General features: G+C 64.8%; 12 protein-coding genes and 1 riboswitch. Of the genes, 7 read left to right on the top strand and 5 right to left on the bottom strand.

The window, feature by feature from the left end; genetic code table 11:
• Nucleotides 1-3: 3 nt before the first annotated feature.
• Both fabI and G471_RS0112755 read right to left on the bottom strand, forming a co-directional pair.
• The gene (gene fabI, locus G471_RS0112760) at nt 4-801 is read right to left on the bottom strand and encodes an enoyl-ACP reductase FabI (protein WP_028995687.1); all 798 of its coding nucleotides are present in this window, start codon (nt 799-801) and stop codon (nt 4-6) included.
• Between the two features lie 65 nt (nt 802-866).
• Nucleotides 867-2,510, bottom strand: a complete 1,644-nt coding sequence (locus tag G471_RS0112755; protein WP_028995686.1) for an electron transfer flavoprotein-ubiquinone oxidoreductase — start codon at nt 2,508-2,510, stop codon at nt 867-869.
• Between the two features lie 87 nt (nt 2,511-2,597).
• Between G471_RS0112755 and G471_RS0112750 the strand changes: the two genes are divergently transcribed.
• A complete protein-coding gene (locus G471_RS0112750; RefSeq protein WP_028995685.1) occupies nt 2,598-3,002 on the top strand; it encodes an acyl-CoA thioesterase in 405 nt (134 codons plus the stop codon).
• Between the two features lie 11 nt (nt 3,003-3,013).
• Entirely contained in the window at nt 3,014-4,390 is a 1,377-nt protein-coding gene (dgt, locus tag G471_RS0112745) for a dGTP triphosphohydrolase (protein ID WP_211226428.1), read from the top strand.
• Here dgt and G471_RS0112740 read toward each other — a convergent pair whose 3' ends face one another.
• Together G471_RS0112740 and G471_RS0112735 are read right to left on the bottom strand one after the other, a co-directional pair.
• Complete coding sequence (locus tag G471_RS0112740) at nt 4,391-4,696, bottom strand: hypothetical protein (protein ID WP_028995683.1); 306 nt, start codon at nt 4,694-4,696, stop codon at nt 4,391-4,393.
• 74 nt (nt 4,697-4,770) lie between these two features.
• Nucleotides 4,771-5,787, bottom strand: a complete 1,017-nt coding sequence (locus G471_RS0112735; RefSeq protein ID WP_081700258.1) for a GSU2403 family nucleotidyltransferase fold protein — start codon at nt 5,785-5,787, stop codon at nt 4,771-4,773.
• A 171-nt stretch (nt 5,788-5,958) separates the two neighbouring features.
• On the opposite strand from G471_RS0112735, the gene lexA reads away from it, so the two are divergent.
• From lexA to G471_RS0112720, 3 genes are read left to right on the top strand one after another with little or no spacing between them, the layout of a single operon-like run.
• Nucleotides 5,959-6,564, top strand: coding sequence for a transcriptional repressor LexA (gene lexA, locus G471_RS0112730; protein ID WP_028995681.1), 606 nt, complete (start codon nt 5,959-5,961; stop codon nt 6,562-6,564).
• Nucleotides 6,561-7,274 carry a translesion DNA synthesis-associated protein ImuA gene (imuA, locus tag G471_RS17620; RefSeq protein WP_051295474.1) on the top strand — a complete coding sequence of 238 codons (714 nt, stop codon included), beginning with the start codon at nt 6,561-6,563 and terminating at the stop codon, nt 7,272-7,274. Before lexA ends, imuA begins: the two co-directional genes overlap by 4 nt.
• Complete coding sequence (locus G471_RS0112720; RefSeq protein ID WP_028995680.1) at nt 7,207-8,646, top strand: Y-family DNA polymerase; 1,440 nt, start codon at nt 7,207-7,209, stop codon at nt 8,644-8,646. Before imuA ends, G471_RS0112720 begins: the two co-directional genes overlap by 68 nt.
• Before the next feature lie 24 nt (nt 8,647-8,670).
• On the opposite strand, the gene G471_RS0112715 is transcribed toward G471_RS0112720, so the two are convergent.
• A complete protein-coding gene (locus tag G471_RS0112715; protein ID WP_081700257.1) occupies nt 8,671-10,050 on the bottom strand; it encodes a 3'-5' exonuclease family protein in 1,380 nt (459 codons plus the stop codon).
• A gap of 126 nt (nt 10,051-10,176) precedes the next feature.
• Nucleotides 10,177-10,378: riboswitch (cobalamin riboswitch) on the top strand.
• A gap of 156 nt (nt 10,379-10,534) precedes the next feature.
• On the opposite strand from G471_RS0112715, the gene G471_RS0112710 reads away from it, so the two are divergent.
• Complete coding sequence (locus tag G471_RS0112710; RefSeq protein ID WP_051295532.1) at nt 10,535-13,300, top strand: ribonucleoside-diphosphate reductase subunit alpha; 2,766 nt, start codon at nt 10,535-10,537, stop codon at nt 13,298-13,300.
• Between the two features lie 58 nt (nt 13,301-13,358).
• Entirely contained in the window at nt 13,359-14,972 is a 1,614-nt protein-coding gene (locus G471_RS18855) for an adenosylcobinamide amidohydrolase (protein ID WP_081700255.1), read from the top strand.
• The last annotated feature ends 9 nt before the right edge of the window (nt 14,973-14,981 follow it).

Genomic DNA, 14,981 nt, shown 5'->3' with positions numbered 1-14,981 from the left:
CGGTCAGGCCGGCAGCGGCTCGGCGTTGCCCAGGGCGACGGTGTTCATGCCGCCATCGACGTAGGTGATTTCACCGGTGATGCCGCTGGCCAGGTCGGACAGCATGAAGGCGGCGGCATTGCCGACTTCCTCGATGGTCACGTTGCGGCGCAGCGGGGCGTTGTGCGAGTTGTAGGCGAGCAGCTTGCCGAAGTTGCCGATGCCGGAAGCGGCCAGGGTCTTGATCGGACCGGCCGAGATGGCGTTGGCGCGGATGCCTTCAGGGCCGAGGCAGAATGCCAGGTAGCGCGTGGCGGCTTCCAGGCTGGCCTTGGCCAGGCCCATGGTGTTGTAGTTCGGCATGGTCCGTTCGGCGCCCAGGTAGGACAGCGCCAGCGCCGAGCTCTTGCGGCCACGCATCATCGGCCGGGCGGCCTTGACCAGCGCCGGGTAGCTGTACGAGGAAATTTCGTGAGCAATGCGGAAGGCGTCGCGGGTGATGCCGTCGAGGAAATCGCCCTCGATGGCTTCGGTCGGCGCGTAGGCGATCGAATGCACCAGCCCGTCGAGGCCGTCCCAGCGCTTGCCGAGTTCGACGAAGAGGTTGGTGATCTGCTCGTCGCTGCTGACGTCGACCGGAATGGTGATGTCGCTGTCGAATTCGGCAGCGAACTTCTTGATGCGATCTTCGAAGCGTTCGTTCTGGTAGGTGAACGCCAGCTGGGCGCCTTCGCGGTGGCAGGCCTTGGCAATGCCGTAAGCAATGGAATGCTTGGACAGCAGCCCGGTGATCAGAATCTTCTTGTCGGCGAGAAAGCCCATGTGTTTATTCTCCCAAAGGGGTTTAGCCGCGAGATTATAAACCGAGAAAAGCCCGGCTATAACGCCTACATGTTCGGATAGGTCGGTCCTTCGCCGCCTTGCGGAACGACCCAGGTGATGTTCTGCGTCGGATCCTTGATGTCGCAGGTCTTGCAATGCACGCAGTTCTGGGCGTTGATCTGCAGGCGCGGGGCACCGTTTTCGTCGTTCAGGATCTCGTAGACGCCGGCCGGGCAGTAGCGCTGTTCGGGCGCGTCGTAGGTGGCGAGATTGACCGCGACCGGCACGCTGGCGTCTTTCAGGCGCAAATGGCAGGGCTGGTCTTCCTCGTGGTTGGTGCTCGACAGGAAGACCGACGACAGGCGGTCGAAGGTGATCACGCCGTCCGGTTTCGGGTAGGCGATTTTCGGACAGTCGGCGGCCGGTTTCAGCTTGGCGTGGTCGGGCTGGCTGTGGCGCAGCGTCCACGGGGCCTTGCCGCGCAGCACCAACTGGTCGATGCCGAACATCAGCGAACCCAGCCACAGGCCTTTACTCATCCACGGTTTGAAGTTGCGGGCGCGGTGCAGTTCTTCGTACAGCCAGCTCTGGCGGAAGGCTTCCGGATAGGCGACCAGTTCATCGCGCTGACGATTGCCGGCCAGCGCCTCGAAACAGGCTTCGGCGGCCAGCGCCCCGGTCTTGATCGCGCAGTGCGAACCCTTGATGCGGGCGGCGTTGAGAAAACCCGCGTCGTCGCCGATCAGCACGCCGCCGGGGAAGGTGGTTTTCGGTAGCGACTGCAGGCCACCGGCGGTCAGCGCCCGGGCCCCGTAGGCGATGCGCTTGCCGCCTTCAAGGAACTTGCGGATTTCCGGGTGCGTCTTGAAGCGCTGGAACTCCTCATAGGGCGACAGGTGCGGATTTTCGTAGCCGAGGCCGACGACGAAACCGATGGCGATCTGGTTATTCTCCAGGTGGTAGAGGAAACCGCCGCCGTAGGTGTCGGGCTGCATCGGCCAGCCGCCGCTGTGGATGACCAGGCCGCTCTGGTGTTTGGCCGGGTCGATTTCCCAGAGTTCCTTGAGGCCGATGCCGTAGGTTTGCGGGTCGGCGTCGCGGTCGAGCGCGAAATGCGCGATCAACTGCTTGCCGAGGTGGCCGCGGCAGCCTTCGGCGAAGAAGGTGTATTTGCCGTGCAGTTCCATGCCCTGCTGGAAGTTCGGGCCTTCCGAACCGTCGTGCAGGCGGCCCATGTCGCCGGTGGCCACGCCCTTGACCGCGCCGTTCTCGTCGAACAGCACTTCGCTGCCGGCAAAGCCGGGGTAAATCTCGACGCCGAGCGCTTCGGCCTGTTCGCCCAGCCAGCGGCAGACGTTGCCGAGCGAGATGACGTAGTTGCCTTCGTTGTGGAAACAGCCGGGGAGCAGGGCGTTCGGCACCTGCGTGGCGCCGGTTTCCGAGAGGATCAGGAAGCGATCCTCGCTGACCGGGGCGTTGAGCGGCGCGCCGGTCGTTTTCCAGTCAGGCAGCAGTTCGTCGAGGGCGCGCGGGTCCATGACCGCGCCGGAGAGGATGTGGGCGCCGATCTCGGCGCCTTTCTCGATCAGGCAGACCGAGATTTCCTGATTGTTTGCCGCCGCCAGTTGCTTCAGGCGGATGGCAGCGGCCAGGCCGGCGGGACCACCGCCGACGACGACCGCGTCGAATTCCATGGCTTCGCGTTCCATTATTGTCTCCTCCGTTTGTTGTCGGTGTTTTTTCAATACGGTACAGTATGGAAAACCTTTCTTCAACCCTTTTCAAACGATCGTTTCATGGACCATCGCAAAAAGCTCATCCACACCACCCGCATGCCCATCCGCTGGGGCGACATGGACGCCTACGGGCACGTCAACAACACCGTCTATTTCCGCTACATGGAGCAGGCCCGGGTCGAATGGATCGAGGACATGAAGGTCATGGTCCGCCCCGGCGGCGATGGTCCGGTGATCGTCAATGCGGCCTGTACCTTCCTCAAGCCGATGAACTATCCGGGTACTGTCGAGGTGCACACCTATGTCGGCGCGGTCGGCCGTTCCAGTTGCCAGACCTATGTCGACATGCTGATCGATGGTGAGTTGTACGCCGAGGGCGCGGCCAAGGTGGTGTGGATGAATACGCAGAGCGGAAAATCCGTGCCTTTGCCGGATCATGTGCGGGCCTTGCTCGAAGCGGAGTAAACTCGGCGCCCATGGTCAATGACGACGGACGCCACATGGGCAAGAAGAAAATCTGGGAAAAACTGCTCTCCAGCGAGCGCCTGGGCGCCGGCAAGGCGCCGGGCACGGCGGAGCGCACCGCCTTCCAGCAGGATTACGACCGCATCGTGTTCACCTCGGCCTTTCGCCGGCTGAAGGACAAGACCCAGGTTTTTCCGCTGTCGAAGAGCGATTACGTGCGCACCCGCCTGACGCACAGCCTGGAGGCCAGTTGTGTCGGCCGCTCGCTGGGTGCTGTGGTCGGCCGCGAGATCATCGCCCGGCATGGGTTGAAGGATGTCGAATCGGGCGATTTCGGCGCCATCGTCGCCGCCGCCTGTCTGGCGCACGACATCGGCAACCCGCCGTTCGGCCACGCCGGCGAGGATGCGATCCGCGAGTGGTTCCGCATTTCCGGCCTGCTCGAACGCCATGATTTCACCGCTGCGCAGCGCGCCGATTTCGAGCGCTACGAGGGCAACGCGCAGGGCTTCCGCATCGTTTCCCGCCTGCAGAGTCCGGCCAATCCCGGCGGCCTGCAACTGACCAGCGCGGTGCTGGCCACCTTCACCAAATATCCGCGGCCTTCGCATGTGGCCGGCGAACTGGACGGTAAAAGCGGCAAGAAATTCGGTTTCTTCCAGCAGGATGCCGACAACTTCGCCCGCGTCGCCGCTTCCACCGGCCTGGTCGAGCGCATTCCCGGTACCGCCTGGCGTCGCCATCCGCTGGCCTTTCTGGTCGAGGTCGCTGACGATACCTGCTACCTGATCGTCGATCTCGAAGATGCCGCCCGGCTCGGCTTCGTGCCGTACAAGGACGCCGAATGCCTGCTTGCCGACCTGGCCGGCAACACGATCAACGGCGGCCGGCTCGACCGCCTGCACGACCCCAAGGAAAGGCTGGAATACCTGCGCGCCAAGGCCATCGGTCGGCTGCTGGAAAGCGCGGCGGCGGTCTTCCTGGAAAATGAGGCGGCCATCCTCGACGGCAGTTTCGATGAGGAGCTGCTCGACCAGTCGCCGGTCGGTGTGCCGCTGCAGGCGGTGTTGCGCGTGGCCAAGGAAACCATCTATACGGCGCGGCCGGCGCTGGAGATCGAAACCGCCGGTTTCGAGGTGCTCGGCGCCTTGCTGGCGCTCTATACCAACGCCGTCGAGGCGGCTGCGGAAGTGCCGGGAACCCGGGTGACGACGCGCGAACGCATGCTGCTCAGGCTATTGCCGACGCAATTCCTCGGCCACGATGGCAAGCCGGATGCCGATCCCTATGTGCGTCTACTGCAGGTGGCCGATTTCGTCGCCGGCATGACTGACTCCTACGCGGTCGACATGTATCGCAAGCTCAAGGGTGTCGACCTGCCGACCTGATTACTCGAAGATCTTCAGGAATTCGCTCCGCGCCTTTGCCAGCTCGGCTTGCGCGGCAGCGTCGCAGAGCCGTTCGCTGGTCCGGTAGAAGCGGTCGAAAGCGGCGAGCACCGCCGCCTTGTTTACCCGGTCACGGCCGGCTGTCTTGTTTCCCGACGCCGGCTGATCGAGCGGCGTGAGTACGGCATAGCGGGGAATGATCTGCTGTCCGCCCTGGTCCGAGGAAGCGGTCAGCGGGCCGGTCTTGACGAAGATTCTGCCGTCGTATTCGAAGCGGTCGCCGATGGCGAGGTGCTGGAGTTTCATGCGCGGTCCTGTGGCGGGGCAAGTCGGGGCGAGCGCGGATATTAGCCGAGTTTTCGGCAGGTGTTGGACTTTGACTACCAGGCAGGTGGTGGCGGGGGCGTGGCGCCGCTATTTTGGCGCCAGTCATCAAAATAGCGGCGCAGTTCGTCGGGGAGTTCTGCGGCGAATGTGTCGTCGAGCGCATAGTGCGGCATATGGCGCGCAATTGAATCCAGCAAGCGCAGCCCTTGTTTGCGGTCTTTGGGGCGTTTGAGTGCAGTGCGTTTTTCCTGATCGCTCATCCATAGCTTGTGCAGTGCAAACCAGCGCGGATCAGGGGCGACGATTCTTGCCGCCGAGCCATCGCGTGCGCAGATGACATGATCGACGAAGCGACCGTTCAACAGCCACTCTTGTTCCGGTAAAGGCATGGGCACTGGCTTGTCGGTTTTGCCCATGGAGGCGACGCGGCTCGGGGCGACGAGTAATTCCACTTCGTAGGCTTTTGCGTTGCGTGCCTGGAAGTTTCTCTCGGTATTCACCGTATAGGTCGAGTCAACGGCTTTGAGCATGCGCCAGAATGGATCGCCGCTATGTGGGGAAGGGGCGGTGCCGGCGAAAGTCAGGTGACCGATCCACGCCATGTCGAAGACCTGGGTTTCGTCGAGTCCGGTGCCGATCCGGTGTTGTGCCTCGACCTCATAAGCCGGCATGGCATTGGTGCCGACAACGATCAGGGAATTGCCGAGTAGCTCTCGACGATCGGCTTCGCGCAATATGGCCGCTGCTTCACCGGAAATCGAGCCCAGGCGCATGGCGCGATACATGCGCCCGATTTCGACAAGAAGCGTTCTGGCATTGTCGCCGCGCAACTTGGCGTCATGCCATGCTTGGTGAAGGGCTTCCGTCTTGCTCGACCGAGGTCCTTTACTCTTGGCGTTGCCGCGACTATCGATGATTTCGTACAGATAGTCTCTGCCGCTGACAGTTTTCCAGTGCAGGGGAAAATCCGATGTCCTGTGTCGTTCGCGCTCAGCGTCAATGTAGGCAGCGTAATACTGCGACAAGTTCAGCAGCAAACGTCGTTGTTCGTCTGTAAACTCTTGATACATTGAAATTTATCCTGAAATAAATTATTTTCAATTTTCAGGATAATTCATTTTTTATCATATGGATAGATGATTTTTCTGTTTCGCTCTCAATGGTTTTGTTTTGATCTCGGCCTTGCCAAATCCTTGTAACTGTACAAAAATACAGTCATCGGAAATTGCCGGAGCCCCGTCATGAAACTCACCCCGCGTCAGCAGGAAATCCTCGATTTCATCAAGAACACCGTCGAGGTGCTCGGGGCGCCGCCGACCCGCGCCGAAATCGCCACCGCCTTCGGCTTTGCCTCGGCCAACGCTGCCGAGGATCACCTCAAGGCGCTGGCCAAGAAAGGGGCGATCAACCTCGAGCCTGGTTCGGCGCGCGGCATTCGTCTGGTCGAGCAACTCGGTCTGCCGCTGATCGGCAGCGTCGCCGCCGGTTCGCCCATCCTCGCCGTCGAGAACGTGCAGGGGCGCTACAACTTCGACGCCGGCCTGTTCAATCCGCGTGCCGATTTCCTGTTGAAGGTGCGCGGTCTGTCGATGATCGACGCCGGCATCTTCGACGGCGACCTGATCGCCGTGCATAAGACGAATCAGGCGCGCGACGGCGAGATCGTCGTCGCCCGCATCGACGAGGAAGTCACCGTCAAACGCCTGGAACGCGGCAAGAACCAGATTCGCCTGATCGCCGAAAACCCGGATTTCGAGCCCATCGTGATCAACCCCGGCGAGGTCGAATTCGCCATCGAGGGTGTCGCTGTCGGCCTGATCCGCGGAGCCATTTCGAAACTCTCATGAGCGCGCAGCCGTCGCCGGTGAGTTTGGCGGCGGTCCTGGCGCGCGGCGACATCTGGCGTGGCGATGCCTTGCCCGGCCTGCCGGCTGGCACCATCGCCAGCGGTTACACCGAACTCGACGCCGAACTGCCGGGCGGCGGCTGGCCGCGCGGCAATCTCACCGAAATTCTCGTGGATCGCAGCGGTATTGGCGAAATCAGCCTGCTGCTGCCGGCGCTGGCCCGCTTGTCGGGCGAGGGCGGTCGCCTGGCGCTGGTCGCACCGCCCTGGCTGCCGCATGCGCCGGCCTGGGCGGCGGCCGGCGTGGCGCCGGAGCGCCTGCTGGTGATCCGGCCGGGCAGACAGGGTGCCTGGTGCATTGAGCAGTTGCTCAGATGCGGCGGCTTTGCCGGGCTGCTCGCCTGGCCGGACGCCGGCATCGATGCCCGGGCCTTGCGCCGCCTGCAGGTGGCGGCCGAAGGGCAGTCGGTTTTTGCCGTTTTGTGGCGGTCGACCGTAAACGCTGCAACCCCGTCGCCGGCGCCTTTACGTCTGACGCTGGCCGCCGGTGCCGACCGGTTGGCGTTGCGCATCCTCAAGCGGCGCGGTCGGCCGGCGTCGCGTCTGTTGCAGATCGAGATCCCCCGACCGGGAAGGAAAACACGTGTTGTGGCTGGCCCTGCATTTTCCGCAGCTGACGCTGGAAGCCCTGCCGCTGCGGCAGTCGCCTAGCGTCGTCACGGCGCGCGGCCGGGTTCTGGCCGCCGATCCGGTTGCCACTGCAGCCGGTATTTTGCCCGGCCACAAGTTGTCGACCGCACTCGGCCTGCTGCCCGGGCTGCGCGCCTGCGAGCGCGATCCGGCACGCGAAGCGCGGGCGCTCGCCGGTCTTGCCTGCTGGTCCGGGCGTTTCACGCCGACCGTCAGCCTGGCGCCGCCGGCCGGGTTGCTGCTCGAGATCGGCGGTTGTCGGCGCTTGTTCGGCGGTATCGAAGCGATTGTTGAAGCGGTGCGCGACGGTTGCCGGGTACAGGGTTGGCGTGTGGACTGGGCGGTCGCACCAACGCCGCTCGGCGCCCGCTGGTTGGCGCGTGCCGACGCGGCCGCCAGCTACGAGAGCCTGGCCGCGCTGCAGGCGGCGCTGGCCGATTTGCCGTGTGTCGTACCCGACTGGCCGGCCGAGGTCGTCGCCCGGCTCGACGCCTTCGGCCTGCGTCGGCTCGGCGAACTGAGCGCGCAGCCGGCCGCCGGCTTGCGTCGGCGCATCGGCAACGGCCCGGTCGACGACCTGCTGCGCGCCCGCGGCGAGTTGCCCGATCCGCAGCGCGCCTTCGTCTTTCCCGAGCGTTTCGCCGCCGGGCTGGAACTGCCGTCGCGCGTCGAATTCGCCGAAGGCCTGGCCTTCGCCACGCAGCGTCTGTTTGCCGCGCTGGCTGGCTGGCTGCAGGTGCGCCAGTCGCTGCTGCGCGCCGGCACGCTGCAGCTGACTCACGACGATGGCTCGACCAGCGCGCTGCCGCTGCGTTTCGGCGAACCCTGTGCCGACGAAGGCCGGTTCATGCGCCTGTTGCGCGAGCATCTCGGTCGCCTGCAACTGGTGGCGCCGGTCGAGACGCTCAGCCTGGTGGCCGACGAAGTCGTCGCCCGGCCCGACGCCAGCGCCGGCCTGTTCGACCAGGCGCTGCAGGGCGAGGGCGCCGCTGCCTGCATCGAACGCCTGCGCGCCCGACTCGGCGACGACGCTGTGCGCAGCCTGGCGCTGCATGCCGACCATCGCCCGGAATGCGCCAGCCGCAGCGACGACCCGGCCGGCATTCTTGCCGCAAAAACCACGTCGACCGCAACATTCGGCAAGCCGCGCCCGCTCTGGCTGCTGCCGGCGCCGCAGCCGCTGGCCGAACGTGTCGACGGCCCGCACTGGCACGGCCCGCTGCAACTCGTCACCCGTGGTGAGCGGCTGGAAAGCGGCTGGTGGGACAGCGGCGAGGCATTCGCTGTCGGCGACCTGCGCCGCGACTACTTTGTTGCCCGCAACGGCGAAGGGCAGTGGGCGTGGATCTTCCGCGACGCCAGTGGTTGGTACTTACACGGCGTATTCGCATGAATGGTGTGCATCGCGGCTGGCTTGTCAGCGACCGGGGAGCGCCTTCATGAGGGCTATCTGCTTGCTCAGTATCTTGTAGATATCGCGGTCGAAGGGCGGGCGCTTCAATGCCAGCAGCGCATGCAGTTCGTCGTCGCTGCGGGCGCTGCCAAGGTAGCGCCAGCCGTCGATCAGGTGTGCTTCGTCGCCTTCGCGGATGACCGCCGGGCCGGGGAAGGGCCAGCTGGCGAGTTTCAGCGTCACCATTGCGCCCATCAGTCGCATGCTGTGCTTGGCCAGCGGCTCCTTGCCGACACAACCGCCTTTGCAGCGGCGCGTCTGGTGGCCGAAGCAGGGTTTGTTGCCGACCTGGCGGTCGAGCCCGCTGAGGATGTCGCACAGTTGATGGGCGTCGACCAGTTTGCGCAGCGTCTGCGTGGCTTCGCGAGGGCTCTTGAACAGCCCGTAGCAGGCATTGCCGATGCCGAAGTCCAGGTCGGCGGCGAGGCGCAGTTCGGGTTTCAGCCAGCCGTCGCCGGCATCGACCAGGGTCCAGGTGCACACCTCTTCGTTGCGCCGTAACTGGCGGTTCTGCGTCGGTTGGCGGGTTTTCACCAGCTCGGCTTCGCGCAGCAGGGCGCCGATTTCGCCCGCGGTTTCGATCCAGTCGATGCGCCGGGTCTGTTGCGCCAGCGTCATTTCGCGAGCCGAACGGTGGTCGGCGGAAAAATGCGACAGCACCCGGTTGCGGATGTTCTTGCCTTTGCCGATGTACAGCGGCAGCTCGCCGTGTTCGCTGGCTTCGCCGTAGAACAGGTAAACGCCGGGTGTTTCCGGCAGTTCGTCGATGATGGCCGGATCGAGATGCGGCGGCAGGCTGGGGTAGGTGTTGAGTTTCCTGAGCGCCGCGTCGATTTCCTCGCCGCTGCGTTCGGCGTGGATTCTTTGCCAGAACTGATGGATCAGCTGGGCATCGGCCAGCGCCCGGTGGCGACCGTTGGCGATCAGGCCGTGGCGCTCGATCAGGCTGTCCAGGCTGTGGCGCTTGAATTCCGGGTAGAGCGCGCGCGACAGCTTGACCGTGCACAGCACCGGTGCGCGGAATTCGATGCCGCTGCGCTTGAATTCGTTTTTCAGGAAGCCATAGTCGAAGCGCGCGTTGTGGGCGATGAACAGTCGTCCCTTGAGTCGGCGCAGGACATCTTCGGCGACCTCGGCAAAGGGCGGGGCAGTGGCGACCATGGCATTGCTGATGCCGGTCAGGTTCTCGATGAACGGCGAGATATGGGTGCCCGGATTGACCAGTTGCTGCCACTCGCGCACGGTGCCGTCGGCATCGACCTCGACGATGCCGATTTCGGTGATGCGGTCGGAGGTGGCGGTGGCGCCGGTGGTTTCCAGGTCGACGAAGGCGAGGGCAGTCATGGGGGCGGATTTTCGCATGAGACGGCGCGCGATTCATCTGCTTTGTTTCTACTACCCCTAGTGTTGTTCTTGTATTTTTGCGCCTTATTTAGTGTTCCCTGCTTGCGATTCGTCCTGCCTTGTCATAAAGTGTGCGCCGTTGATGGTTCCCCGCAAGGGGATTAAAACGGGAATCCGGTGCCGGATCTGACGATCCGAATCCCGGGGCTGCCCCCGCAACTGTAACCGGCGAGCGTTTCGCCACCCCATGCCACTGGATGCGTCCGGGAAGGCGGGTGAAACGCGTTGAGCCGGGAGCCAGGAGACCTGCCGCAACGTGTCCTTTTCATTTTCCTTTGGGGCGGGGTGTCCCTGGTGAGAGGTTTTGCGTGAGCGTTTCGTCTCTTGTCGTCCGTGCTTGTCCGTTGTCGCCGTCCGTCGGCACAGCGTTGCGCGGCCGCGTCACGCGCCAGCCATGTTCCGCCCCCCGAACCGGAGCATTGCCGTGTCCTCGAACGTCCTCGCGCACATTTCCGACCTGTCCGCCCACAGTGCCGCCGCGCTGCAGGTGATCCGCCGTAATGGCGCGGTCGTCGAATTCCATCCCGAGAAGATTTCCGTTGCCCTGACCAAGGCTTTCCTGGCCGTCGAGGGGAGCCAGAGCGCGACCTCGTCGCGGGTGCGCGAACTGGTCGCGCGGCTGACCGAAACGGTCGTGCGCTCGCTGACCCGCCGCCTGCCGGACGGTGGCCGGGTGCATATCGAGGACATCCAGGACCAGGTCGAACTGGCGCTGATGCGCTCCGGTGAACACGATGTTGCCCGCGCCTACGTGCTCTACCGCGAACGGCGTTCTGCCGAGCGCGCCGCGCTGGCCGAAGTCCAGGGCGTGCCCGAGTTGCATGTGACGGTCGATGGCGAGCGCCGACCGCTTGATGTCGCCGGCTTGCTGAAAGCCTGCGAGACGGCGTGTGCCGGGCTGGGCGAGGGCGTTTCGGCGCGGACCATCCTCGACCACGCGCTGAAGAATCTTTACGACGGTGTTGCGCTGGCCGACGTCAAGCAGGCGCTGGTGCTCGCTGCGCGCACGCTGATCGAGCGCGAACCCGGCTACGACTACGCCACCGCCCGCCTGCTGCTGGCCAGCCTGGTCGAGGAAGCGGCCGGGCCGGAAGCGGCGCAGAATGAGGCCGTCGAAGCGGCTTACTTCCCGGTCTTCGTCGAACGCGGCGTGATTGCCGAACTGCTCGACCCGCGCCTCAAGGATTACGACCTCGACCGCCTGGCCGCCGCACTCAAGCCCGAGCGCAACCAGCTGTTCGGCTACCTCGGCCTGCAGACGCTGTACGACCGCTATTTCCTGCATATAGAGGGCCGGCGCATCGAAACGCCGCAGCTTTTCTTCATGCGCGTGGCGATGGGCCTGGCATTGAACGAAATCGACCGCGAAGCGCGTGCCATCGAGTTTTACGACCTGATTTCCCGCTTCGACTTCATGTGCTCGACGCCGACCCTGTTCAACAGCGGCACCCTGCATTCGCAACTGTCGTCCTGCTACCTGACGACGGTGGCCGACGACCTCGACGGCATCTATCAGTCGATCAAGGAAAACGCGCTGTTGCAGAAGTACGCCGGTGGGCTGGGCAACGACTGGACGCCGGTGCGCGCGCTGGGCAGCCGGATCAAGGGCACCAACGGCCAGAGCCAGGGCGTGATTCCCTTTTTGAAGGTGGTCAACGACACGGCGGTTGCGGTGAACCAGGGCGGCAAGCGCAAGGGCGCCGTCTGCGCCTATCTGGAAACCTGGCACCTCGACATCGAGGAATTCCTCGAACTGCGCAAGAACACCGGCGACGAGCGCCGCCGCACGCACGACATGAACACCGCCAACTGGATTCCCGACCTGTTCATGCAGCGCGTAATTGCCGGTGGCGAGTGGACGCTGTTCTCGCCGGTCGATACGCCCGACCTGCACGAAAAATCCGGCCGCGCCTTCGTCGAAGCGTATGAAGCCTACGAAGCCAAGGCCGCCGCCGGCCAGTTGAAGCTGCACAAGAAGATTCCTGCCGTGCAGTTGTGGCGCAAGATGCTGACCATGCTGTTCGAGACCGGGCACCCGTGGATCACCTTCAAGGACGCCTGCAACCTGCGCTCGCCGCAGCAGCACGTCGGCGTCGTCCATTCGTCGAATCTCTGTACCGAAATCACGCTGAACACCTCGGATTCGGAAACGGCGGTGTGCAACCTCGGCTCGGTCAATCTGCTGGCGCACCTGAAGGACGGCCAGCTCGACCAGGAAAAGCTCGCGCGCACCGTGCAGACGGCCATGCGCATGCTCGACAACGTCGTCGACATCAACTTCTACGCGACGCCCAAGGCGCGCAACGCCAACTTGCGCCACCGCCCGGTCGGCATGGGCATCATGGGTTTTGCCGATTGCCTGTATCAACTCGGAATCGCCTACGCCTCGCCGCAAGCCATCGAATTCGCCGACCGCAGCATGGAAGCCGTCTGCTACCAGGCCTACTGGGCATCGACCGAACTGGCGAAGGAACGCGGCCGCTATTCCAGCTTCACCGGCAGCCTGTGGGATCGCGGCATCCTGCCGCACGAGAGCATCGCGCTGCTCGAAGCCGGGCGCGGCGAAGCGGTCGAACTCAACCGCGACAGCCGCCTCGACTGGGACGCGCTCAAGCAACGCATCGCCCGCCACGGCATGCGCAATTCCAACTGCGTCGCCATCGCGCCGACCGCGACCATCTCCAACATCGTCGGCGTCTCGGCCAGCATCGAGCCGGCCTACCAGAACCTCTACGTCAAATCCAACCTGTCCGGCGAATTCACCGTGGTCAACGAGGCGCTGGTGCGCGACCTCAAGGCGCTCGACCTGTGGGACGAAGTGATGGTCGCCGACCTCAAGTACTTCGACGGTTCGCTCGCCCGCATCGACCGCGTGCCCGACGAGCTGAAAGCCCGCTACGCCACCGCCTTCGAGATCGACCCGGTGTGGCTGATCGAAGCCGCCGCCCGCCGCCAGAAATGGATCGACCAGGCGCAATCGCTGAATCTCTACCTGGCGCTGCCTTCCGGCAAGAAGCTCGACGAGATCTACAAACTGGCCTGGAAGCGCGGCCTCAAGACCACCTACTACCTGCGCACGCTCGGCGCCAGCCAGGCGGAAAAGGCCGGCGGTCGCGACGATGCCGTGGTGCAGGAGGAGGCGCCGAAGTTTTGTGCCATCGATGATCCGACTTGCGAGTCTTGCCAGTGACGGCGACCCCGGCGCGCCGGGTTAAGCTTCTGCCTTTTTTCGCTACCGGAACCCGCTGATGAAACCGAGTCCATTCCGCCATTTCGTCCAACTGGCCTGCCTGCTGCTGGCGCTGCCGGCGTTTGCCGGCGCCCCGGTCCTGCCGCCCGAGGTCGCGGCCAGCGCCGAACTGGTGCAGGGCGAGCGCGACGGCTACTGGGAGAAGACGCTGGTCGTCCACTTCCCGGAAGTCCGCCGGGCGCTGTCGACCAGCGACGGCATGGTCAATGCGCGGGCGGCGATCAACCACGCCGCGCACCCGCTGCTCTGGCGCCAGCTGGGCGCTGACGCCAAGCCCTACACCGAACGGCAACGCCTGGCTGCGGCGGCGCGTCTGGGGGTTGCCGATGCCGCAGTGGCGCACATGGCGACTGCCGCCGACATGGACAACCTGGCGGTCGTCACGCGCAGGCACGGGCCGCTGACGGTGACCGTGCTGGCCACCGCCGGCGCACGCAGCAACGCGATCCGCACCGGCGTCGATAGCGGCAGCCACATCGAGGGCCTGGACAAGGACGGCAAGCCGACCGGCACGATCAACATCCTGGTGCTGAGCAACATCGAACTCAGCGACGCGGCGCTGGCCCGGGCGCTGATCACCGTCACCGAAGGCAAGACGGCGGCGCTCGAAGACCTCAAGGTGGCCAGCACCTACACCCCGACCGTGCAGGCCACCGGCACCGGTACCGACAGCATCATCGTCGTTTCCGGCAGCGCCGCGCCGCGCGCCACCTACACCGGCGGTCACAGCCGCATCGGCGAGCTGATCGGCAAGGCGAGCTACGCGGCGGTGGTCGAGGCGCTGGGCAAGCAGAACGGCTATTTCCTTCCCGGCACCAAACGTTTCCCCGATGCTGCCGGCGGCCCGGCCAAGGCTGACGGTGACCTGCGCATCGCCTTGCTTCACCTCGACCCGGTGCCCGGCGACATTGCCGGCAACCGCGCCCGCATCGAAGCCGCCATCGGCGAAGCGGCGCGCCATGGTGCCGACTGGGTGGTGACGCCGGAACTGGCCGAAACCGGCTACAACTTTGTGAAGCGCATCGGCACCGACTGGATTCATCCCTTCCCCGACGCCTGGGTGCATACCCTGGCAGCAATTGCCCGCGACAACGGTATCGCCCTGTTCGTCGGCCTGGCCGAGCGCGAGCCGGGCAGCGGCAAGTTGTACAACAGCGTCGCGGCGATCGATCGCGCCGGCAGTATCCTCGGCACCTGGCGCAAGCAGCGCCCGGTCGGCCGGGCCGAAGCCTGGTCGCTGGCCGGCGGCGCCAGCCGGCCGCTGACGGTCGATGGCATCGCCGTCGGCAGCCTGGTCTGCGCCGACGCCTGGCGCCCCGACACCGCCGCGCAACTGGCCGGGCAGGGCGCGCAGATCCTGCTGTCGCCGGCCAACTGGCCGCCGGTCGACGGCATGGGGCCGGGCGATGTCTGGGAAAAACGCACGGCTGAAACCGGCCTGCCGATGCTGATCGTCAATCGCGGCGGCAAGGAACCCGAACTCGATTTCTCCACCGGCGAGAGCGCCGTGTCGATGAACGGCGAACGCCTGTTCAGCTTCACCGCGCCGACCGGCGGCATCTTCTACGTGGACTGGGATCGCGGCCAGCGTTTCCGCCAGGTCCGTCCCTGATTCAGGAAG

The sequence above is a fragment of the Azonexus hydrophilus DSM 23864 genome (genome assembly GCF_000429605.1).
Lineage (GTDB): Bacteria > Pseudomonadota > Gammaproteobacteria > Burkholderiales > Rhodocyclaceae > Azonexus > Azonexus hydrophilus.
This window is presented reverse-complemented; position numbering and strand designations above follow the sequence as displayed.